At 43.2% G+C, this 22,558-nt stretch carries 17 protein-coding genes; 10 read left to right on the forward strand and 7 right to left on the reverse strand.

All coding sequences use genetic code 11. The features are described 5' to 3' along the window. Positions 1-9: 9 nt before the first annotated feature. The 4 genes from pepN to ACMXYS_RS06280 all read left to right on the forward strand — a co-directional run bounded on the left by pepN (position 10) and on the right by ACMXYS_RS06280 (position 4,586). Positions 10-2,634, forward strand: a complete 2,625-nt coding sequence (pepN, locus tag ACMXYS_RS06265; RefSeq protein WP_415884161.1) for an aminopeptidase N — start codon at positions 10-12, stop codon at positions 2,632-2,634. A gap of 141 nt (positions 2,635-2,775) precedes the next feature. Then, the gene (locus ACMXYS_RS06270; protein ID WP_415884162.1) at positions 2,776-3,171 is read left to right on the forward strand and encodes a hypothetical protein; all 396 of its coding nucleotides are present in this window, start codon (positions 2,776-2,778) and stop codon (positions 3,169-3,171) included. A 94-nt stretch (positions 3,172-3,265) separates the two neighbouring features. Then, entirely contained in the window at positions 3,266-3,865 is a 600-nt protein-coding gene (locus ACMXYS_RS06275; protein ID WP_415884163.1) for an HAD family hydrolase, read from the forward strand. Between the two features lie 166 nt (positions 3,866-4,031). Continuing rightward, entirely contained in the window at positions 4,032-4,586 is a 555-nt protein-coding gene (locus tag ACMXYS_RS06280; protein WP_415884164.1) for a hemerythrin domain-containing protein, read from the forward strand. A gap of 65 nt (positions 4,587-4,651) precedes the next feature. Here the strand turns inward: ACMXYS_RS06280 and ACMXYS_RS06285 are convergent, their stop codons facing one another. Together ACMXYS_RS06285 and ACMXYS_RS06290 are read right to left on the reverse strand one after the other, a co-directional pair. Continuing rightward, a complete protein-coding gene (locus tag ACMXYS_RS06285; protein ID WP_415897962.1) occupies positions 4,652-5,785 on the reverse strand; it encodes a DUF484 family protein in 1,134 nt (377 codons plus the stop codon). A 98-nt stretch (positions 5,786-5,883) separates the two neighbouring features. Further along, entirely contained in the window at positions 5,884-6,507 is a 624-nt protein-coding gene (locus ACMXYS_RS06290; protein WP_415884166.1) for a riboflavin synthase subunit alpha, read from the reverse strand. 152 nt (positions 6,508-6,659) lie between these two features. Here ACMXYS_RS06290 and ACMXYS_RS06295 point away from each other — a divergent pair, with 152 nt between their 5' ends. Continuing rightward, positions 6,660-7,556 (forward strand): TIGR01777 family oxidoreductase, encoded by an 897-nt coding sequence (locus tag ACMXYS_RS06295; protein ID WP_415884167.1) that lies wholly within the window; start codon positions 6,660-6,662, stop codon positions 7,554-7,556. A gap of 9 nt (positions 7,557-7,565) precedes the next feature. On the opposite strand, the gene ACMXYS_RS06300 is transcribed toward ACMXYS_RS06295, so the two are convergent. Both ACMXYS_RS06300 and ACMXYS_RS06305 read right to left on the reverse strand, forming a co-directional pair. Further along, a complete protein-coding gene (locus tag ACMXYS_RS06300; RefSeq protein WP_415884168.1) occupies positions 7,566-7,994 on the reverse strand; it encodes a GFA family protein in 429 nt (142 codons plus the stop codon). Positions 7,995-8,006: 12 nt separating this feature from the next. Continuing rightward, a complete protein-coding gene (locus tag ACMXYS_RS06305; RefSeq protein ID WP_415884169.1) occupies positions 8,007-8,489 on the reverse strand; it encodes an Lrp/AsnC family transcriptional regulator in 483 nt (160 codons plus the stop codon). A 481-nt stretch (positions 8,490-8,970) separates the two neighbouring features. Between ACMXYS_RS06305 and aceE the strand changes: the two genes are divergently transcribed. Together aceE and ACMXYS_RS06315 are read left to right on the forward strand one after the other, a co-directional pair. After that, the gene (gene aceE, locus ACMXYS_RS06310; protein ID WP_415897963.1) at positions 8,971-11,646 is read left to right on the forward strand and encodes a pyruvate dehydrogenase (acetyl-transferring), homodimeric type; all 2,676 of its coding nucleotides are present in this window, start codon (positions 8,971-8,973) and stop codon (positions 11,644-11,646) included. Positions 11,647-11,701: 55 nt separating this feature from the next. Then, positions 11,702-12,997, forward strand: coding sequence for a 2-oxo acid dehydrogenase subunit E2 (locus tag ACMXYS_RS06315; protein WP_415897964.1), 1,296 nt, complete (start codon positions 11,702-11,704; stop codon positions 12,995-12,997). 67 nt (positions 12,998-13,064) lie between these two features. Here ACMXYS_RS06315 and ACMXYS_RS06320 read toward each other — a convergent pair whose 3' ends face one another. Further along, positions 13,065-13,919 carry an ion channel gene (locus ACMXYS_RS06320; RefSeq protein ID WP_415884172.1) on the reverse strand — a complete coding sequence of 285 codons (855 nt, stop codon included), beginning with the start codon at positions 13,917-13,919 and terminating at the stop codon, positions 13,065-13,067. 30 nt (positions 13,920-13,949) lie between these two features. Then, positions 13,950-15,596 (reverse strand): BatD family protein, encoded by a 1,647-nt coding sequence (locus ACMXYS_RS06325; protein WP_415884173.1) that lies wholly within the window; start codon positions 15,594-15,596, stop codon positions 13,950-13,952. A gap of 285 nt (positions 15,597-15,881) precedes the next feature. Here ACMXYS_RS06325 and ACMXYS_RS06330 point away from each other — a divergent pair, with 285 nt between their 5' ends. From ACMXYS_RS06330 to ACMXYS_RS06340, 3 genes are all read left to right on the forward strand, one after another. Then, entirely contained in the window at positions 15,882-20,705 is a 4,824-nt protein-coding gene (locus ACMXYS_RS06330; RefSeq protein ID WP_415897965.1) for an NAD-glutamate dehydrogenase, read from the forward strand. 37 nt (positions 20,706-20,742) lie between these two features. Next, complete coding sequence (locus tag ACMXYS_RS06335) at positions 20,743-20,964, forward strand: DUF2835 domain-containing protein (protein WP_415884175.1); 222 nt, start codon at positions 20,743-20,745, stop codon at positions 20,962-20,964. 132 nt (positions 20,965-21,096) lie between these two features. After that, complete coding sequence (locus ACMXYS_RS06340) at positions 21,097-22,122, forward strand: quinone-dependent dihydroorotate dehydrogenase (RefSeq protein ID WP_415884176.1); 1,026 nt, start codon at positions 21,097-21,099, stop codon at positions 22,120-22,122. Positions 22,123-22,167: 45 nt separating this feature from the next. Here ACMXYS_RS06340 and rmf read toward each other — a convergent pair whose 3' ends face one another. Then, positions 22,168-22,374, reverse strand: coding sequence for a ribosome modulation factor (rmf, locus tag ACMXYS_RS06345; RefSeq protein WP_415884177.1), 207 nt, complete (start codon positions 22,372-22,374; stop codon positions 22,168-22,170). Positions 22,375-22,558 lie beyond the last annotated feature (184 nt).

Raw genomic sequence — 22,558 nt, forward strand, 5'->3', positions numbered from 1 at the left:
GGTGAAATCATGTCTCAAGAACCCAATGTTATTTACCTTAAAGACTATAAAGTTCCATCTTATCTGATAGAAACCACCGACCTGCGTTTTCAATTGTTTGAGCAGGAAACTCTGGTCACAGCAGAATTAAAAATCTGCCGAAATCCGAAGTGTGAGGATTTAACTCCGAAGCTAGTGCTATTCGGGCACCCAGAGCTAGAGTTATCGAATCTTTCGATTGATGGTGTCGAACACGTTGATTATCAGCGTGAAGGTGAAGAGTTGTTGCTTTCTGATCTGCCAGACAGCTTTACCTTAAAAACGCTGACAAAAATTCATCCGGAAACGAATACTGCATTAGAAGGTTTGTATAAATCAGACGGTATGTTCTGTACACAGTGTGAGGCCGAAGGCTTCCGCCGTATCACTTTCTATCCTGATCGTCCCGATGTGATGTCTGTCTTCAGCACAACAATTGAAGCTGAAAAACAGGCTTATCCAGTATTACTTTCCAATGGTAATTTGGTTGATAAAGGTGAGCTTGGTGATGGTCGTCACTGGGTCAAATGGGAAGACCCTTTCAGCAAGCCAGCTTATCTTTTTGCAATAGTAGCAGGCGATCTTCAGCATATTAAAGATACCTTTACGACCTCGTCCGGACGTGAAGTTGAGCTGCTCATTTATGCTGAGCAGAAAGACCTGAATAAATTAGATTACGCGATGCAGTCCCTGAAAAAGTCGATGGCTTGGGATGAGCAGGTTTACGGTCGTGAGTATGATCTAGATATCTATATGATTGTTGCGGTCGACTTCTTCAATATGGGAGCAATGGAGAATAAAGGTTTAAATATCTTTAATACTTCTTGTGTGCTTGCTCATCCTGCTACGACCACTGATATGGGTTTTCAGCGCGTTGAAGGGGTTGTGGCCCATGAATACTTCCATAACTGGTCGGGTAATCGTGTCACTTGTCGTGATTGGTTCCAGTTAAGTTTGAAAGAAGGCTTCACCGTATTCCGCGATGCAGAGTTCTCTGCTGATATGAACTCACGCACAGTGAAACGCGTAGAGGATGTTGGTGTACTGCGTACAGCTCAGTTTGCTGAAGATGCAGGCCCAATGGCACATCCAATCAGGCCAGCTTCGTTTATTGAAATTTCAAACTTCTACACCCTGACTATCTATGAAAAGGGCGCAGAAGTTGTGCGAATGATTCACACCTTATTAGGCCCTGAATTATTCCGTAAAGGTTCTGATCTTTATTTCGAGCGCCACGATGGTCAAGCGGTGACAACGGAAGAGTTTGTTTCTGCGATGGAAGATGCTTCGGGTAAAGATCTATCTCAGTTCCGCAATTGGTACTCTCAAGCCGGTACGCCGGAATTGCATGTTACTGATAGTTTTGATGCATCAACGGGCGATTATCAGCTTCATGTGGAGCAGCGCTGCCCAGCGACACCGGGTCAGGATGAGAAGCTACCATTCCATATCCCATTAGCTCTTGGCTTGCTTGATGAGAATGGTAAAGACCTTGTGTTGGCTAATGGTCAAAGCACTGAGGTGCTTAATATCACAGAGGCTCAGCAAACCTTTACATTTAAAGGCTTAACGGCGAAGCCAGTGCCTTCGTTATTGCGTGGATTTTCAGCCCCTGTGAAACTGTTCTATCCGTATCAGCGTGATGAGCTGATGTTCCTGATGGCAAATGACAGTGACGGCTTTAGTCGTTGGGATGCTGCTCAAAAGCTCGCAGTGGATATCATGCAAGGGTTAATTGCTGACTATCGTGAAGGTAAAACGTTGGAGTTAGATGAGCGTCTAGTGTCAGCGTACAAATCAATTCTGGAAACAGAAGGTTTGGATAAAGCAATGGTCAGCAAGGTGCTAACGCTGCCTTCAGAAGCTTATTTGTCTGAGCTAGCTGATGAGATTGATGTCGATGCTATCTACAACGTACGCAAGTTCGTACGTCATACATTAGCGGCAGAGCTAGAGGCTACATTGTTGCAGTGTTATCAAGATAATGACCTTGATCTGCAATATTCACCAGATTCTGACTCCATTGCTCGTCGAAGCCTGAAAAATCTATGTATATCTTATCTAACGTCCTTAGATAAACCTGAGTATCTAGAGCTTGCGCAAGCTCAATATGCTAAGTCGGATAACATGACCGATATGCAGGCGGCATTGGTGCAAGTGGCCCACTCTGAAAATGACAAGGCAGCTCAAGATTTATTGGATGATTTCTATGATCGTTGGAAGGATGAGAGTTTAGTGGTCAACATCTGGTTGTCTATCCAAGCCTCTAATCCAAAAGAGAAAGCTATTGATCGCGTTAAAGCATTGATGGAACATCCGGCGTTTGATGCTAAAAATCCGAACAAGTTGCGTTCTCTTATCTCTGTATTCTGTGCTCAGAACCCAGTTAATTTCCATGCGAAAGATGGTTCGGGTTACCAGTTCTTGGCTGATCGAATTATTGAGCTGAATGCTCAAAATCCGCAAGTAGCATCGAGAATGGTGACGCCATTGAGTCGTTGGAAGAAATATGACAAAGTGCGTCAAGCGCTTATGCTTAAAGAGCTAGAGCGCATTCGAGACAGTGGAAATCTATCAAAAGATGTCTTCGAAGTGGTGAGTAAAAGCTTGGCGTAAAAAAAAATGCAATATACGCCTTTAGCCGGGGGGACGGATGAGTTTACCTCGGCTATACTCGCTTAGGAATAAAGCTGAACATGCGTTATCTTGTTTAGCGCTATAACAAATAATAAAGATACGTTTTACCAAGGAAGCAACATGTCTAAATTACTATCTACTGAAGATAAATTCGACATCCAACAAAATTTCCGTCGCTACATGCGTTTGAAAGATAGTCATGAATCATCTACTGATGCCTACAAAAATGCCAAAGCTAACCGCATTTGGATTGCTGGCATTGTGTTAATGTTGTTTGCGCTAGCGTCTGAATTTTTCCTCGGTGCAGCAGCAGGTCTATTTGGTGTTTATTTTTACAATGTAATCACTAGTTGGTTAGACGCGAATTCTAGCGATGAAAGTTTAGAAGAGCTTGATCGTTGGTTCTCTACTAAGAGCCTTAAGTTTGAAGGTCGTATTCTTTACTTCAAACAAGATGATCTATTGGAAAACCCACTAGATCCATTTAACGAAGCTTGCTACGCAGTTGCAGAATAAAATCTGATCCAGATTTACTTGTGGGGTCGTAGAATGCCGAAAAGTGAAAGCTTTTCGGCATTTTTATTTGTGAGAAATTATTTGTGAGGAAGAGTTGTTAGATCTAAAAGAGAAGCGTGCTTGGATATTTGATCTTGATGGCACTTTAACTCAACCTGTTCATGATTTTGAACTGATTCGCCAGAAACTAGGTATAGATCCTAGTGATGATATTCTTGAATGTATTAAGCGTCAGCCTCCAGAGCGTCAGCGATGGATGAATGCTGAGCTTGATATTCTAGAAAGGGAATATGCATCCCAAGCAGCTCCTGCTGAAGGCGTGCTCGATTGCCTAGAAGTGATAGCTGCAGCTGATTGTCAGATGGGTATTCTTACCCGTAATACCCACGAATTAGCATTATTATCATTAAAGGCGATTGGTGCGGATACATTCTTCGAAAAGGCTCATGTTCTGGGTCGTGAAGACAGCCAGCCCAAGCCATCCCCTGAAGGTATTCATATACTATTAAAGCAGTGGGCATTGCCAAACCATTCAGGCGTAATGGTGGGGGATTTTCATTTGGATCTGTTGTCAGGGCGTGCAGCGGGTGTAAGTACTGTACATGTTGATCTGAAAGATCGTCACTGGCCGGAAGATACAGATATCAGAGTGAAAAACCTGTCTGAGTTAACATCATTACTGACCTTGGCTTAAACTTTTGTTTATACCTACCCCTTTGAAGCTAAAGGAAAAATTTCAGTTTTAAAAATAACTGCATTCTCTCTCCCGATTTAAACCCAGTTTTGCTTGATCTTTGTCAAAGGTCTTTCTCCCTGATCGTCTATATTGGGTTATTGGACTAACCTTTTGAGGTGTAAGTATGACGATATTAGCCGAGCTACATCAGGATCATGTAAATCTTAATAAGCTATTAGTAATCTTGCGTCAGAAAGTTAATCAGCTTAAAGCAGGACAGCAGCCTAATTTCAGTCTTATGGCTGATCTGATTGACTATATCTCTAATTACGCCGACGGCCACCATCATCCCCGCGAAGATAAAATGTACAAATGTTTGGCTGATCGGAATCCCGAATTGGATAAGCATCTATTCAACTGCGCTAAAGATCACGAAGCTTTAAAAAGCTCCAGCCTTCAACTGAAAGAGGCTGTTGATGGTATTTTGCATGATTCAGTGATGCCAATGGATGAATTTGCCAGCCTATTAGATGATTTTGTCTCGCTACAAATGACACATCTTAATTTCGAAGAGGGGCAATTGTTTCCACTGATTCAAGAATCGGTGAGCGATAAAGAGCTAGCGATGATTGAAAAGCAGCTTCCAAAACAAGAGGATCCGCTTTTTGGGGAAGTTCAGGCTCGAGAGTATATGGTACTTTATAAAGAGCTTATGCTGGAACTGAGCGAAGCTTGTTAACCAATATCGTTTTTACTCAGAGGGGAACATAGTTTTCTCTCTGATTACTGAGATACTAAGTAGAATTAGTTAAGCATTTGGCTTAGATCGATTTGAGGCTCTTGAAACTGAGTAAAAGAGACTTGGTCACGACCGTTATGTTTGGATTCATAGACTGCCTTATCCGCTGACTGGATCAGTTGATAGGCAATATTGTTAAGGCTTTCTTTAGGATAGTTAGCTGGTGTACACAGAGATACGCCGACAGATGTCGTCATCCTAAATGGCTTGGCATTCTCATCGCGGAAAATAAGACGAGAAAGTTTCTGTCTCAATGTGTCTGCTATTTCCATCGCCCGCGCTTTATCACAATTTGGCAGTAGTACCGCGAACTCTTCGCCGCCATAGCGCGCAATAATATCAGTTTTGCGCAGTTGTTTACCTAAGAATAAACCTACCGTTCTTAAAACTCTGTCACCGGTTTGATGGCCGTAGGTGTCGTTAACTACTTTAAAATGGTCTAGATCCATAAACAGGCAGGCTAAAGAGTGATTAGCACGGCTTGCACGGGACAGCTCTCGAACTATCTCCTGATCAAACGAACGACGATTATGCACTTTCGTCAGCATATCGATGCTGCTTAATCGATGTAGATTTTCTTGGTTAATGCAGTTTTCGATACAAACAGAAATCACAGAAGCTAAGTGCTGAATATAGTCGTAGCGAACATGTTGGGTATATCGACTCGCATCTGCGCTACCTAAATGCAGGCTGCCGATAAGGCAGTTTTGGCGAATCAGTGGCAACAGTGCGCAGGACTCAATCGGGTTATCTGCTACAGGGAAGGCTTCTCTGCGCACAGCTTCGCTTGGCGCACCCACAATGAGTTTTTGATTAGGGTATAACGATTTTAGTAAGCGTTGGCTTTGTACAAACTGTAACGTATTGCCTGGAGGTGGCGGTACATAATCGTCTAGCAGAGTGCGTGCAGCATGTTCCGGATCGAATAGGATGAGATTTACATTGCTCAGTTTAAAGAGGTCTTTAAACTCAATCAGCATTAAATCGAGTAACTCAGATAAACGAGCGCATGAGAGAAGGCGAATCTCCACATCAAAAAAGCTATTCAGGACACTCTCATTGCGCTCAGCCTTGCTTAACATTAAGCGAAGGGTGCGCTTGAGCTCCTGATTTTCCTTTTCTAGCTCGTTTAAACTCATAGTTCGCCTTTAATAGGATCCGTTAAAGGGTTATCGGCACTTAACTTAAACTATAAAGTTTTTTTTAACATTTTTGTTGAGAAATATTAATGACAATTTTATTTAGTTTTTAATAAGTTATGGCTGTTCATATATTGTTCTACTGTTTCCACCACCGCTTGCGTATGGGCATCAATTTCCATATTAACCCTGCTGCCTTCGCCTAAGTCTCCAAAGGTTGTAACCGCTAAGGTTTCTGGGATGAGGTAAACGTTGAACAGATTATCCTGTTTTTCACCAATGGTTAGGCTGCAGCCGTTAAGTCCGATAAAACCTTTGGCAAATATATAGCGTTGAAATTCTGGGGCCGCTTCAAACCATACAATCCAGTTGTTTTCAGGCTTTTCGATTTTGGCAATTTTTACTTGCTGGTGGATGTGACCTGAAAGTAGGTGGCCACCGATTTCATCACCAAATTTAGCGGCACGTTCAAAGTTAACCTGATCACCTGGCGCGAGGTCGCCTAGATTGGTTAATTTAAGTGTTTCCATAATCAGGTCGAAGCTGATTAAGTTATTCTCAAATTCGACAACGGTTAGGCAGGTGCCGTTTAAAGCGATGCTGGCGCCAATTTGCAAATTGTCACAATGCTCTAAAGGAAGCTCTACTTGCAGCCGCATAAAATCGGCTTTAGTTTCAACAGCTTTGATTGTCGCTTTACCTTGAACAATTCCAGTAAACATCGGTGCACTCTTATAAATTTGCTAATCTAAATACTGCAATGCATCGTAACAACAATAGAGTTCTGCTGCAGCGACTAAATTACTTTTCGCTGTAATTGTTATAAGCACCGAATAACAGCTATATGATGGGTTTAATCCTTAAGGAAAAAGGTATGAAAATTTTAGTGACAGGTGGAACAGGTTTTATCGGTAAACACTTTATCGAAGCTCGATTAGCTGAAGGAGACGAGGTGGTATGCTGGAGCCGGAACCCTTCTAAAGTTGCGGAATTGTTTCAAGGAAGAGTTGAGGCGATTCGTGATCTACCTCCACAGGATGAATTAGCGGTAGATGCTGTTATCAATTTAGCTGGTGAGCCGATTGCCGATCAGAAGTGGACCGAGGATCGTAAACAGCTTCTGCGAGCGAGTCGTATCGATCTAACCCATGAGCTCGTTGGGTGGATCGAAGCACAAACCGTAAAACCGAAGGTCCTCATTAGTGGTTCAGCAATAGGCTATTACGGTTGTCATGACGACGATAAAAAACTTGGCGAAGAAAGCCTGCCAAATAGAGGATTTACGCATACACTTTGTGCCGATTGGGAAGCAGAAGCGTTAAAGGCAGAAGCCTTTGGAGTCAGAGTATGCCTCATCCGAACAGGGGTGGTACTGGGTGACGGTGGTGCATTAAGCAAGATGTTACTGCCATTTAAACTCGGACTAGGTGGGCCGATTGCCAGTGGCAAACAATGGATGTCATGGATACATATTGATGATGAGATTGAAATAATCTCTATGCTATTAACCCACGATCAACTATCAGGCCCATTTAACTTAACCTCACCAAACGCTGCAACGAATGCGGAGTTTTCCAAAACCTTAGGAAAGACCTTAGGTCGACCAGCATTTATGCCAATGCCAGGCATTGTTATCAACCTGATGTTGGGTGAGGGCGCGGAGTTGTTGGTGGAAGGGCAACGCGTTTACCCCGAAAAGCTAGAAGAGATAGGCTATAAGTTTCACTATCCAGAGCTTTCTGGAGCGATGTATTCAGCCGTAAACTTCTAACGAGTGCTTCTAGCTTTCTCTGCCTTCGGGGAATTGTGGTAAATCATCTGAAATTTCGTACCAATCAGCTTTATAGCTGCAATAGATATGACTATCTGGTTTAACGGTAATTTCGCTATCTAATGTGCCTAAAGTAAATTCAACATGGGTGCCAGGGTTATTAATAGGTGCAAAGGTTAAGCTAGAACCGCATTCGGAACAGAACTGTCGTTTGGTGCCATTAGGTGACGTATAAGTTTTAAGTAACTTTTCACCTTGTAGCCACTTAAAGTTCTCTACCTTAGCGACTCCATAAGTACCGAATGCCGCGCCATGGAATTTACGACACATACTGCAATGGCAATGCGCCATCTTAGGTTGTAAGCCAGTGACCACATACTTGATACCGCCGCATAAACACTGACCAGTGAGTTTTGTTGTATCTGGATTCGTCGACATGAATTGATAACCTCAGCTAATGTGGGATAACGGAAGTTCTGTACGGCTTACTATTTGGCGCATAACAAAGCTAGTTCTAATACTGCTTACCCCTTCTATCTGATTAAGCTCTTTCAGAAGGAATTTCTCATAATAGGACATATCTGGCATAAGTACTTTTAAGATGTAGTCAGCTGCGCTACCTGTAATCAATGCGCACTCGACGACTTCTTCATAGCTGGCAATAATACGCTCGAAATTGTCTAAAATTTCGGGCTTTTGTTTATCTAGACACACATGAATGTAAACGCTCATAGGCAGCCCCACAGCATTCTTATTCAGCAACGTCACTTGTTTTTCAATAATACCGGCGTCTTCTAGTTGTTTAACTCTGCGTGCACAAGGTGAAGGGGATAGGTTGACCTTTTCAGCTAGTTCTAAATTGCTGATATCTCCATTCTTTTGAATCTCTTCCAAAATTTGCTGGTCGATTCGGTCTAGTTTTTTGCTTGGCATAATTTCCTACGGCTATTTTAGAAACTAGTGATGCTTGCTAATGATTGAATGAATTTCGCATTTAAATAGCAATGATCAGAGGTATTTTAACTATCCTAACGATTCTGATTAAGCCTTTCTAGCGATGATTCTTAAACGCAAATGTTCGCTCTTTAAGATGCAGACTCCTGCACATGGTTTGTTTGCATCCTTTATCGGTATAAAAAGCGCTTAACTAATATATTAAGTTCGTTGTTGGCTATTTGTGCCAATTTATTCTCTTTTATTGGCTTTTTTCTCTAGAAAATGAGTTGAATTGTGATTTTTTTGAGAACTTTCACTAAGGGCTTGCTGCTAATTTATTTACACCAAACTTGCTTGGGCAATTCATCCCCTGAGCCAGAGTTCAATTCACAAGATTGATGCAGCTTGTCCTAATCCGGGACGTTTGGGATTCCATAAGAATCCCCTTTTTATAGATTCTTAGTCCTTGGAAATTCCTATGAACAATTTAAATAAAGCTATTGAAGCCTTAGGTGAAGATGAGCGAAATCAAGAAAACAGAGAGTGGATTGATGCGCTTGACGATGTGATGGCAGAACAAGGTTCGCAGCGTGGCCGTGACATCATTCGTCTCTTACAAAATTCGTTGTTTAAACAGGGTGTTCACACAACGGAAGCCACGTTGAATACACCTTATCGGAATACGATTCCTGTTAATGAGCAACGCAGCTACCCCGGAAATAGAGAGTTAGAACAGAAGCTTGAAAACATTATTCGTTGGAATGCTCTCGCGATGGTGGTTAAGGCGAATGATCAAGGTACAGGTGTTGGTGGGCATATTGCGACCTATCAATCCGCAGCCACTATGTTGGAAGTGGGTTTAAACCACTTTTTTAAACAGCACACAGATAAGTATGGTGGTGATCAGCTATTAGTCCAAGCGCATGCTGCTCCAGGTATATATGCGAGAGTGTACCTTGAAGGCCGCCTAACTGACGAGCAGATGGCTAATTTCCGTCGAGAACTTCAACAAGGGGGAGGATTAAGCTCTTATCCTCATCCGAGACGTATGCCTGATTTTTGGCAGGGACCGACCGCATCGATGGGGCTTTCTACGCCTTCGGCAATCTACCAAGCACGATTTATGAGGTATTTAGAAAATCGTGGTTTGAAAGAGCCAAACGGTGGAAAAATCTGGTGCTTCATTGGTGATGGTGAATCGGATGAGCCCGAAGTGTTAGGGACAATCAACATGGCCAGCCGAGATAACTTAGATAACTTGGTGATGGTGATCAATTGTAATCTGCAGCGCTTGGATGGCCCTGTGCGAGGCAATGGCAAAATTATTCAGGAGCTAGAACGAAGCTATCGTGGTGCTGGTTGGAATGTTATCAAAGTGATCTGGGGCAGTGAATGGGATGAACTGTTCTTACGAGACCGTGAAGGTATTCTGCAAGATCGAATGGATCAAGCTGTGGATGGCGATTACCAATATTACACAGTTTCCGATGGCCAGAGTGTGCGCGATCACTGGACGCAAAATGATCCTCGTTTAGAGGAGTTGATGAAGACGCTGAGCGACGAGCAGATTCGTTGTATAAAACGTGGCGGCCAAGATCGACAGAAGATCTTTAGTGCGTTTGATAAAGCCATGGAAAATACAGGTAAGCCAACGGTTATTCTAATGAAAACTGTTAAAGGCGATGGTATGGGGGCGAGTGCTGAAGGGCAAAATACAAGTCATCAGAAAAAGCAGTTAACGGCCGAAGAGCGAATTGAGATTGGTCGTCGTTTTGAAATTCCATTGAGTGATGAAGAGTTGGCTGCGGCAAGCTTGTATAAGCCAAGCCCAGACAGCCAAGAAATTCAGTATCTTCACAAACAGAGACAAATGTTAGGTGGATATCTACCGTCCAGAAATGCGAACTTCGAAAAACTAGCGCTTCCTCCTTTAGCCCTGTTTAAAGAGGCGATATCTGGTACGAAACGCGAGCAATCCACAACCATGGCTTTTGTTCGTATGTTGTCTCATCTATTAAAAGATCCAGAGATAGGTAAATACATTGTGCCTATCGTGCCGGATGAAGCACGTACCTTTGGTATGGAGTCTCTTTTCAAACAGTTTGGTATCTATTCTTCTGAAGGTCAGAAATATAACCCAGTGGATTCAAGTAGTTTGCTTCCATATAAAGAAGCTAAAGATGGTCAGCTGTTGCAAGAGGGGATCTGTGAGACAGGTGCGATGGCGTCTTTCTTAGCGGCAGGAACCTCCTATGCAAACTACGGGGTGCCAACCATCCCGTTTTATATCTTTTATTCGATCTTCGGTTTCCAACGTGTTGGAGACATGATTTGGGCTTGTGCTGATAGTATGGCGAAAGGCTTCCTTTTAGGTGGCACGGCAGGTAGAACAACCCTAAATGGTGAAGGTCTTCAGCATCAAGATGGTCACTCCCAAGCTGTCGCTGCAACAGTACCTAATATGCTCAGCTACGATCCCGCGTTTGCCTACGAGTTAGCGGTGATAATCAAAGATGGTATCGAGCGGATGTATATCAATAATGAAAATATTTTTTATTACATCACCTTGTACAACGAAAACTACTTAATGCCAGTTATGCCTGAGGGGTGTGAAAAGGAGATTCTAAAAGGGATGTATCGCTACGTTAAGAATGAAAACTCTGGGCATAAAGTGCATCTGTTTGGTAGTGGAAGTTTAATGCAGGAGGTTTTAAAAGCCGCTGAGATCTTAGAAGAGTTTGGTTGTAGTACCGATATTTGGAGTGTGACCAGCTATAACCAGTTGGTCAGAGATGCATTGGCTGTCGAGCGGGAGAATTTACTGAACCCCGATGCTAATGCTGAGAGCTATCTTCAAATTGCTCTGAAACACGAACAGGGTGTTTTTGTAGCTGTCAGTGATTTTGTGAAATCTTTACCCAACGGCATTGCTCGATGGTTCCCAGAAGATCCCGTTGTATTGGGCACGGATGGTTTCGGATTAAGTGAAAGCCGTCCAACCCTCAGAGATCATTTTGAAGTTGATGCCCGTTTTATCGCTTGGGCAGCCTTATCTCGCCTCTATAGCAAAGAGGTGCTTAGCCGTGAAACGCTAAATAGCGCAAGAGATAAGCTCAAAATTCCTTATGAAAAAGCAGACCCTGCTTATTTTTAATTTTCTAAGAAATAAAACGTCTCTCATTTGTAGAGACTAACAAGCGGTAATAAAGATGGGTTCAGAAGTTGTATCTATGCCAGATATTGATGGATCTGGCGAAGTAGTTGAGTTGTGCGCGGATTTAGGTGCAGAGATCAAAATTGGTCAATCACTGCTAGTGATTGAATCAGATAAAGCGTCTATGGAAGTGCCCTCTACTGTTGAGGGTATATTGGAGGAATGGCTCCTTGACGTGGGTTCGACGGTTGAAAGTGGAACTTTACTTTGTGCAGTGCTGGAACAAGGAGTAGTGGGTAAAAATGATTATCAAGAGATTGCTAGAGAAGTTAAAGAAGAGACTGAAACTGAGGCACTAAAGCATGATGCAGGGGGCATTGAAATAAGCAGCGACAATAGAAGTTCTGAAGGACCTGTTAAAAGCGAGCAATGTGCAAAGAGTGCAGTATCCAGTCAGGTGTATTCAGGGCCTGCAGCTCGCAAATTGGCTAGAGAGCTTGGCGTAAATCTCGAGGATATCTCGGGAACAGGCCCTCGAGGCCGAATTCTAAAAGAAGACATTAAGGCATTCGTTAAACTAGAACGAGTTCAGAAAACGGCAATGCCGCAATCTTCAGGTATTCCTCAGATACCTGAACAGGATTTTAGTCGCTTTGGTGCCGTTGATTTTAAGGATATGTCTAATATTGCGCGTGCGACTTCAGAGCATATGACGCGATGTTGGTTGAATATTCCCCATGCCACTCTATTTGATGAAGCTGATATCACAGAGCTAGAGTCTTTTCGAAAAGGGCTTAAGCCTGAGTTTCTGAACTTAGAAAAAGCGCCAACCATACTGCCCTTTATTGTGAAGGTTATTGCTCAAACCTTACGTAAGTACCCATTGTTTAACAGTTCGTTAAGCTCTGATGGTAAGCAGATTATCTATAAAAATTACGTCAATATAGGCGTTGCTGTAGACACTCCTGCGGGATTGGTCGTACCAGTGATAAAAGGGGCAGATAGCAAAAGTATCTCTGAGCTGTCTATTGAGATAAATGACTTGGCTGGTAAAGCGCGTGAAAGGCAACTAAAGCCAGCGGATATGCAGGGCGGTTGTTTCACTATATCGAGTTTAGGGCCTACAGGCGGCACAGGCTTTACACCGATTGTTAATGCCCCAGAAGTCGCGATTTTGGGTGTTGCTAAGGCAAGTATAAAGTCTGTTTGGGATGGACGTGAGTTTCAGCCGAGAAAGCAGTTACCACTGAGCTTGTCCTTTGATCATCGGGTAATTAATGGTGGTGATGCAGGTCGCTTTATGGCCTATATCAATAGCGCTATAACCGATATTAGACAGCTGTTGCTTTAAGAAAGTGATTTAATCGAGCAGTTCTGTCGTAAGACACTTAGACAAAACCTAACTTCTGAATGGAATTTTAGGAGTTAGGTTTTTTGTCATCAGATGATTGGCTGTGTTGTTCGGTGAGTTTATTTAACGCCTCTAGAGTTTGGTCTAGCTGGTTTTCAATCTTTTCTAGTTTTCTTTCTAAACCTTCGATACGTTCAATATTGCGTTCTTCTTTTTGAGTTAGCTCTCTTTCATCCTGTTCGATAAAGAACACGGAGAAACTAGCGGTTAACATGGAGAACATGGCTAATCCCATTAGGATGAGAAGCGAGCCAAATATTCTGCCTTCAGTTGTCGCGGGTACAAGATCGCCATAACCTACAGTAGTAACGGTAACCCAGGCCCACCATAAACCATCCATAGGTGTTTCAAAGGCAGGATCGATACCTGAAATTAGCAGTCCGGAAATCACCAAGATGATAAAGCAGATAAAGAGTGTGATACCTAAGTTATGCCGAGACAAGAGATCACGGGTATCTTTAGAAACACGCAGGAAGATTCCGATGGTTAGAGCAAGCCTAAGGGTTCGGATTATCCCTGCATAGAAGGTATCAACACCCCATATAACCGGTAGACCACCAAGTACGATGAGTGGACTCATCCAATTGTGCTTGAGGTATTTAATGCGATCATTAACCAGCCATAGCATCACAAACAGCTCTGACATAAATAGTAGCCAAATCAGCCAGTCGGAAGCAAAAGAGGTGTAAGCGTTAGAGACACCTTTAGATTGCAGATACCAGTCTATAAGAATCCATATCGCAGCCAGCACCATTGGCCCTTCAAATCGGCGCCCCCAGCGTTTGGCGCGTTCGTTTTCTTCTGAAGCGACCCCGCCTAGGCCAACCATACGCATTAGTGCCGTATGTCGAGTGTATTCCATTTAGCGCTCCACTTTACTGGGTCTGTATTGTTAATGGTTGTAGTCCAAACGTTGTTGTCCGTCTTTCAGATCCAAGCGTTGACGAAGCTGTCGAGCCCTCACTTTCGACATGGCGTCTAATATGAGGTCTCCTTGCCAATACTCGTCTTGCTGGCCGTATAGATGTTGCTGTAGATCCATTACCAACAGATTTATCGTTTGGTTATTCGCGTATTCGCACACGGATTCTAGCGACTGTATTTCAGGTGAAGCCCAAAAGCTTTGAGCCCACTCAACTAAACGCAATTGAGCAACATTGGGATTGTTTTGGTTACAGGCGATTGAGAAAGCCTGAAAAGTGTTTTTCTCTGTTATCTCAAACGCAACCCGCTTTTGTTCCTCTTCAAAGAACGAATGATCAGGTTCTTCTTTAGATTGCTTTTTAATATTACGCAGATGGTTAAACGTATAGATAAAGGCCAGAGTCGCTGCAATACTGATCCCTGTTAGAATCCAAACTAAAAAAGTGATCGAACCAGAGGACCCCTCTTTATCTGATTCAGAGCTGTTGGTAGGGATAACCGCAGGTGTAACTTCAATTTTCCTCTGAGTGATAGAGGCTGTCTGGCCTTTGTCGGCTGTTGTATTCCACCAAGGAATGTCGATTGAAGGCAAGATGATCTCTTTGCTATTGCTAGGTGTAATTTCTAGTTCTTCCACTCGTTGGCTGATAACACCTTGCTCGGTCATGCGTTCTTCTAAAACGACATTGAGTAGGGTGATGGTGGCATCAGGGTTTTGTAATGATGCCATTGAGGGTAGAGAAGAAGAGGGTAATCCTTCAGCTTCTAGTTTGATTATCCTTGTAAGCTTGTCAGATTGACTAACCTGATTGAGTTCTTCCAAGTTGTCTTCGATATAGATCGATGTGGCTGGAAGCCATAACTTGCGTGTGTTCTGATTAGCGGGAGGTAATACCGAAAGCAATAGAGGTTCACTATTCAGTTCGACCACTGTGTTGTTCGATAGAGTGGTTGAGAAAAACACTGGGCTAATCTCTACTTCGCCTTCCTGAAGTGGGAACAGCGTATAGCTTGTTTCGGTAACATTATAGTTCTGACCACGCACCATACTGGTATATTGCTTTTGCTCTTCTAACGGCTTGATGATCGCATCAGGTGATTCTGGCGCTGTTAAATTTGCATCCAAAGGTAATGGAGCAAGATGGAAAACCTTCGAGCGTAAAATCGCTTGCCCATTTACGTAGAGTTCATCTTTATCAAGGCTGGATTCTAGAAAGATCGCTCTGCCAGTGCCTTCTGCAAGTTCAGGATTATCATTAGCGGGTAGCACTGAGATTGGAAGTTCTTGACTGGCTTGCTGTCCTACAAAGATAGAAGGAATAACTTGCTCGCCGTCCCTTCGAGGTTTTAGTTGTAGCACCCAACGTGTTTTTGTCGTTACCGATCCTGTGGTATGGCTCGAGACAGTGACTTTGCGTGTGCCAACAATATTAAAGTCTTTTTGTAATTGGCTTAGGTTTGGCCGAGTGACATCTTGCTGATCAGTTTCTAAGGTCAGCGTGATTTTTTGACCTAAATAGAGGGTGTTTGTATCGAGAGAAGAAGATACTTTAGCTTGAGCTTGAAAAGCAGTGAAAGCCAGTAGAAAGAAAAAGTGAGAAGAAATAAATCGCAATGGAATCCTCGCGCTATCATCGCTGGCTATAGCTTACATTGGGTTAGGACTGTAAGTCATAATTATGATTTTCATTTTATTATGAGTAATCCTGCAGGGTGAATCAACGTATTCCGGTTTAATAATTGTTTGATTATTTTTGCTCTCGCATGTTTCGTTTCTGTGTGATTTCTAGTTCTCTAAACCGTTAAAAATTTGTTTGTATCAAACGTTTTTGTACTTAAACGGCTGTTGGCTACATTTTGTCTATACTTTTGATTATTTGAGAAAAATTGAGGGTTGCAGATGGAATACCTAGGCCAGGATGAAAAAGCTAATCTGTTAAAAACACTGTGCCAAGAATTAGAAAATCGATTACCGAAAGAAAGGTCTGAAGCCTTGGTGGAGTTTGCAACTCTATATTACTCATCCGCTTCGTTAGCTGATCTCCTCGAATGGAAGTTAGAAGATCTCTACGGTTCGACACTCGCTTGTTGGCAGTTTCTTCAAGAGCGTAAAGCCGGGCAGGTGAAGGTCAGGGTATTTAACCCCGATTACGAGCTGCATGGTTGGCAATCGACTCATACCGTGATTGAAGTCTTGCAGAAGGATATTCCCTTCCTAGTTGATTCTCTGCGAATGGAGCTTAATCGACGTAATTTAACCATTCACGCCATACATAATGCGGTTGTGACTTTGAAAAGGGATGATAAAGGCGGCTTATCTTCTCTACTCAAAAAGGACAGTCGAGCTAAAAATTCTCAAAGAGAATCATTAGTTTCGATCGAGGTTGATAGACATTCGGATACTGCAGATCTTCAAGACTTGGAGCAAGCGCTACGAAATGTCCTTGAAGACGTAACTATGGTGGTAGAAGACTTTGAGCCTATGGTTGAGCGATGCGATGCTCAAGCAGACATTTTCTCAAAGGCGATCAAAGGCTTTGATGCTGAGATTACGTCGGAAGTACATGACTTTATTAAGTGGATAAAGGATCATTTTACCTTCTTAGGTTATGACGAATACCAACTAGTAGAGAAGAAAGGGAAGAAAACCCTCGAAGCTATTCCGGGTAGTCAACTCGGTTTGTTGAAATTCTGCGATGAACATTGCCGTTCTGCTTTAGTTAATGAGAATGATCGTGATGCCGAAGGCTTTGTTCTAATACCCGATATTCTCTCCTTTACGAAATCCAATCGAGCCTCCAGTGTTCATCGTCCTACTTACCCTGATTACATCAGTATCAAACAATACAATAAGAAGTGTGAAGTGGTAGGTGAATGCCGATTCTTAGGCTTATATACCTCTAGCGTTTATATTCAGAGCTCCCGCCAAATTCCAATTGTACGCCGGAAGGTGGATGCGATTATGGAAAAGTCTGGCTTGCACCGTCATGGCCATGACTGGAAGGAGCTGCTACAGATTTTAGAGATTCATCCTCGAGATGATCTATTTCAGGTATCGGTAGATGACCTCTATCGGACCGTTATTGGCGTGCTACAAATTCATGAAAGACGTCAGATACGGCTGTTTGTGCGCCGTGATTACTTTGGTCAGTTTTATTCCTGTCTGGTCTATTCACCAAGGGATATTTATAGCACTGACTTTAGGCACAAAATTCAGTCGCTATTGATGGAGCAGTTGAACTGCACCCATGCAGATTTTACGACTTATTTTTCTGAATCCATTCTGACGCGTACGCAGTTTATTCTTCGTGGGGATAACATTGTCGAGGATTTTGATTCCGATAAATTAGAACGGGTGGTGAGATTGGCGGCCCGTAGTTGGTGTGATGATCTGCGAGATGTCTTGGTTGAAACACTTGGTGAGGAATCAGGTATTCGAGTTTACAACCAGTTTGGTAGTGGTTTTCCTGCGAGTTACAGCGCGGATTTTTCCGCTAGAACAGCGGTAGTAGATCTACAGCATATAGAAAAACTATCCGATCAAGCGCCATTGCAGCTAAGTTTTTACCAAGCATTGGAGCAGGAACAGAATTGCCTTAACTTCAAACTGTTCAGTCTAGGCGCATCTTTACCTCTATCTGATGTTATCCCTGTGCTAGAAAATTTAGGTTTAAGAGTCATAGACGAGCACCCGTACAAAATAGAAAGTAAGCGTGATCTGGTATGGATTCATGATTTTAATCTTCACTACACAGGAGCAGGCTCTGTATCGCTATCAACACTCAAAGAGGTGTTTGAAGAGGCCTTTCTAAAAATTTGGCAAAGTGAAGCCGCGAATGATGAGTTTAACCGTCTCGTGTTGGCGGGGAAGGTTGGCTGGCGCGAGGTGGCGATGCTTCGTGCTTATGCTGCGTACATGAAACAGATAAGTTTTCCAATCAGCCCAGAAGCGATTAGTACGACGCTAAATTCATACGTCGATATAGCCGCCAAGATTGTTCAGTTCTTTAAAGCACGGTTTGAACCGGGTAACACGGCCGATCAAGAAGCGGTTGAATCCACTATTATCGACGCGTTAGAAGATGTAAGTAGTTTGAATGATGATCGCGTGATTCGTCAGTATTTATTACTTATCAAGGCAACGCTGCGAACAAATTTCTATCAAAAAGATAGGCAAAATCTTAAAAGCTATTTCTCTTTTAAATTGTCCCCTGATGAGATCCCAGATATGCCGTTACCACGGCCTAAATATGAAATTTTTGTCTACTCGCCTAGGGTTGAGGGTGTTCATCTTCGTGGCGGTAAGGTGGCTCGTGGTGGTTTGCGTTGGTCCGACCGCATGGAAGATTACCGAACCGAAGTTTTAGGTTTAGTTAAAGCGCAGCAGGTTAAAAATGCGGTAATTGTTCCTGTTGGGGCTAAAGGTGGCTTTGTCGCTAAATCATTACACGATGGCATGAGTCGCGAAGAGTGGTTTGAAGAGGGGGTCAACTGCTACAAAACATTTATCAGTGGCTTATTAGATATTACAGATAACCTCGTTGAAGGTGAGGTGAGCCCACCTGCTGATGTGATTCGCCATGATGAAGATGACACTTATTTAGTAGTGGCTGCAGACAAAGGTACGGCGACTTTTTCAGACATTGCTAACGAATTGGCGCAATCTTATGGCTTTTGGTTAGGTGATGCGTTTGCCTCAGGCGGTAGTCAGGGCTACGACCATAAGAAAATGGGGATCACCGCAAGAGGTGCGTGGGTCTCTGTTGAGCGGCATTTCCGTGAGATGGGTGTAAACACCGATAAAGATGACTTTACGGTGATTGGCATAGGCGATATGTCAGGTGATGTATTTGGTAATGGTATGTTGCTGTCGAAGCATATTCGTCTGGTAGCAGCGTTTAACCATCTACACATTTTTATCGACCCAAATCCAGATGCTGCAAAAAGTTGGAAAGAGCGTGACCGCTTATTTAAGCTGCCTCGTTCGGCATGGACCGATTACGATAAGAAATTAATCTCAGAAGGCGGTGGTGTTTTTGAGCGCTCTGCCAAATCGATCACTCTGTCTCCACAAATACAGGCGCTTATTGGTGAAAAGGTAGCGACTGTTACCCCGAATGATCTTCTGAATAAACTGCTAAAAGCGCCGGTAGATCTGGTTTGGAATGGCGGGATTGGTACTTATGTTAAGGCAAGTACCGAGACTGATGCGGATATTGGCGATAAAGCCAATGATGCTCTGCGTATAGATGGTCAAGAGCTGTCCTGTAAAGTTGTAGGTGAGGGCGGTAACTTGGGGATGAGTCAGTTGGCGCGAATGGAATATGCACTCGCTGGTGGACGGATGAACACCGACTTTATCGATAACGCTGCAGGTGTGGACTGCTCTGACCATGAGGTCAATATCAAGATTCTTCTCAATCAAGTTGTTGCTAATGGTGACATGACTGAGAAGCAGCGAAATGCATTGCTTGAAGAGATGACTGATGAAGTCGCTTCTTTGGTCTTGAAAAATAATTATCGACAAGTTCAAGCGATCTCTATGGCTGAGTCCCGATCTTTTGAAGGGATGGCAGAGTATCAGCGTTACATCACCAACATGGAATCGGCAGGTAAGCTCGATCGAGCGCTAGAGTTCCTTCCTACCGATGAGGTCCTGAATGAACGACGGGCATCGAAAAAGGGGTTAAGCCGTCCAGAGCTATCGGTTCTGATCTCATACAGTAAAGCTGAGCTGAAAGAATCGTTGAGCCTATCGTTTATTCCTGATGATGAGTATCTATCACAAGAGCTATTTACCGCCTTTCCTGAGAGATTGGTTTCTGAGTTTGGTGATCAACTAAAAGCTCACCGTCTAAGCCGAGAAATCATCGGCACTCAAATCGCAAACCACATGGTTAATATGATGGGGGTGAACTTTGTTGACCGCTTACGCATTTCAACAGGGGCCGATGAGGCGGCAATCGCTAGAGCTTATGTACTCGCTCGTGATGTATTCGGTATTGAGAATCTTTGGCAGCAGATTGAAAAGCTCGATCATAAAGTTAGCAGTGATATCCAATTAGAGATGATGCACGAGCTACAACATCTGATGCGTCGAGCTACGCGTTGGTTTGTTCGTAACCGCCGTGCGGAAGTAGATTGCGAGAACGAGGTTGATAGTTTTAGAGCTCAGCTAGGAAAAATAGTCCCTAAACAGGAAAAATTACTCAGAGGAGAGCCATTAACACGTTGGGAGAGTGCGCTCAGTCGCTATCAGGAAGCAGGTGTGCCGAGTAAGTTGGCTAAATTCATCTCGGGTGCACGTTGTTTATACGCCTCTTTAGGGGTAATTGAGGTTGCTGATGAAGCGGACGTGCCACCAGATCAAGTAGCTCAAGTTTATTTCGGTTTAGGGCAGCGTTTGGAATTGGATTGGTTGTCTAGAAAGCTCAGCAAGTTGAGTGTTGATAATTACTGGCAGGCGTTGGCGCGAGAAGCGTTTAGGGATGATTTGGATTGGCAGCAGCGTGCCTTGGTGGCGACAGCTATTAAAGGGCGGGTCAAAGGGTCTACAGTAGAACAGGTGATCGATAAGTGGTGTACTGAAAATGAATGGCTACTTGATCGTTGGCAAAATGTTCTCAATGAAGTTAAAAGTGCTAAAAAACAAGAGTATGCAATGTATACTGTCGCGTTAAGAGAGTTGTTTGATTTGGCGAAAACAAGCCAGTTTAATACCTGAACGTGTATATGAGGGTCATTCCTCTAAATAGTATTGTATGAAAGCAATTTTGGTTGATATTCGGATTAGTTCTGAAAAATTTTTAATGTTGTATCAAGGGGTCGCGGAAACTGTTTATACCCGATCTCTTGATGGTCGTAGCGTACAGTTCCCCGCTAGAATCTTAAAACCATTTCTACTACGTGATGGTATTAATGGTCGGTTTAAAATCTTGTTTGATGATCAAGGCAAATATCAGGGAATAGAGAAACTGAGTTAGTGTAATAAATGCACCAATTTTGTGATTCTTTATAACTTTTGGGAGTTAACATTGTCACTCTTAGTGCTCAATGCTGTTATTCCATCCTCGCCTCGCCTATAATCGGGCCAAAATTTTTTCTAGGACCTGATTATGTTGTATTCACTGACTCGATCTTTGATGTTTCAGCTTGATCCCGAACTTTCTCACAACGTAGCGCTTCATTCGATGAATCTTGCGTCTTCTTTGGGAGTAAATAAGCTTCTGGGCGCTGAAGTACTATCTGATCCTGTTCAGGTGATGGGAATTGATTTTCCAAACCGCGTAGGTTTAGCAGCAGGTCTAGATAAAAACGGCATTGCGGTAGATGGTATGGCTGCAATGGGCTTCGGCTTTGTTGAAGTGGGTACTGTAACTCCACGTCCACAAGATGGTAATCCTAAGCCACGTATTTTCCGTTTGCCTGAACAGCAAGCGATCATCAACCGTATGGGGTTTAATAACGGTGGTGTAGATAAGCTGCTCTCTAATCTGGATAAGAGCGTTTATAAAGGTGTTCTGGGTATCAATATTGGTAAAAACAAAGATACTCCAAACGAGAAGGCGAATGACGATTACCTATACTGTCTTCGAAAGGTATACGGACGCGCGTCTTACATTACCGTTAACGTATCTTCTCCAAACACACCAGGCCTTCGTACTCTTCAGTACGGCGAGTCGTTAAACAGCTTATTGGACGCGCTTAAATCCGAACAAGCTAAGTTAGCTAAGTTCCATGACCGCTATGTTCCAATTGCGGTAAAAATTGCACCGGACATGACGGATGAAGAACTTGCACTGGTTGCTGCATCTCTAAAGTCTTATGAAATGGATGGTGTGATTGCGACCAATACAACCCTATCTCGTGACGGTGTTGAAGGGCTTGAGTTTGCAGATGAAGCAGGTGGCCTGTCAGGTGCACCTGTACGCAATAAATCAACTAAAGTAATCCGTACGCTGGCACAAGAGCTCGATGGAGCATTACCAATTATTGGTGTAGGCGGAATCACTGAAGGTTTTGATGCGGCAGAAAAGATCGAAGCTGGTGCAAGTTTGGTACAAATTTATTCTGGGTTTATCTACCGTGGGCCTTCATTGGTTGCGGATTCTGTGAAAGCGATTAAGCAGCTTTCAGAATAGAGCGGGTAATAAAAAGGCTCCCCTTGGGGAGCCTGAAAATTCTGTTTAGTGTAGAGCTGGGTCGGATTGTATTGCTGATACTCCTTCCATACCGCTCCAGTGAGCTTCGCGTCCTTGGCGCCATCCGCTCATCCAATGGCTTCTGAGATCTGATGTATTGACGGGACAGTTATCCCGGGACTTACCGCTTAATCCTGCTTGAAAACCTCGATTAAAAAGTGTGCTGGTACGATCACGCTTTTGTCTCTTCATACAATTGAGCCTCTCTTCGTGTTTTAGTTTTTTGAGAGCAGCGGTTCCTTGAGACATGGTATCCGCTTAAAATCTGTCTGCGAGTTTTAAGTTTTGCAGCCAGACCTCTATAAATATCGGAAAATAGATCATAGTGCGATTGAATATGACTATCATGATATTAATGCTTAATAAAAATAGTTAG

The organism is Neptuniibacter sp. QD57_21 (assembly GCF_047778075.1).
Classification (GTDB): domain Bacteria; phylum Pseudomonadota; class Gammaproteobacteria; order Pseudomonadales; family Balneatricaceae; genus Neptuniibacter.

Bases quoted from the DNA above. Each gene is read 5' to 3' on its own strand.
- ACMXYS_RS06295 (WP_415884167.1), top strand. From the start codon at position 6,660: ATGAAAATTTTAGTGACAGGTGGAACAGGTTTTATCGGTAAACACTTT.
- ACMXYS_RS06280 (WP_415884164.1), top strand. From the start codon at position 4,032: ATGACGATATTAGCCGAGCTACATCAGGATCATGTAAATCTTAATAAG.
- ACMXYS_RS06320 (WP_415884172.1), bottom strand. From the start codon at position 13,919: ATGGAATACACTCGACATACGGCACTAATGCGTATGGTTGGCCTAGGC.
- ACMXYS_RS06300 (WP_415884168.1), bottom strand. From the start codon at position 7,994: ATGTCGACGAATCCAGATACAACAAAACTCACTGGTCAGTGTTTATGC.
- ACMXYS_RS06290 (WP_415884166.1), bottom strand. From the start codon at position 6,507: ATGTTTACTGGAATTGTTCAAGGTAAAGCGACAATCAAAGCTGTTGAA.
- ACMXYS_RS06270 (WP_415884162.1), top strand. From the start codon at position 2,776: ATGTCTAAATTACTATCTACTGAAGATAAATTCGACATCCAACAAAAT.
- ACMXYS_RS06285 (WP_415897962.1), bottom strand. From the start codon at position 5,785: ATGAGTTTAAACGAGCTAGAAAAGGAAAATCAGGAGCTCAAGCGCACC.
- ACMXYS_RS06315 (WP_415897964.1), top strand. From the start codon at position 11,702: ATGGGTTCAGAAGTTGTATCTATGCCAGATATTGATGGATCTGGCGAA.
- ACMXYS_RS06330 (WP_415897965.1), top strand. From the start codon at position 15,882: ATGGAATACCTAGGCCAGGATGAAAAAGCTAATCTGTTAAAAACACTG.
- ACMXYS_RS06340 (WP_415884176.1), top strand. From the start codon at position 21,097: ATGTTGTATTCACTGACTCGATCTTTGATGTTTCAGCTTGATCCCGAA.
- ACMXYS_RS06335 (WP_415884175.1), top strand. From the start codon at position 20,743: ATGAAAGCAATTTTGGTTGATATTCGGATTAGTTCTGAAAAATTTTTA.
- pepN (WP_415884161.1), top strand. From the start codon at position 10: ATGTCTCAAGAACCCAATGTTATTTACCTTAAAGACTATAAAGTTCCA.
- rmf (WP_415884177.1), bottom strand. From the start codon at position 22,374: ATGAAGAGACAAAAGCGTGATCGTACCAGCACACTTTTTAATCGAGGT.
- ACMXYS_RS06305 (WP_415884169.1), bottom strand. From the start codon at position 8,489: ATGCCAAGCAAAAAACTAGACCGAATCGACCAGCAAATTTTGGAAGAG.
- aceE (WP_415897963.1), top strand. From the start codon at position 8,971: ATGAACAATTTAAATAAAGCTATTGAAGCCTTAGGTGAAGATGAGCGA.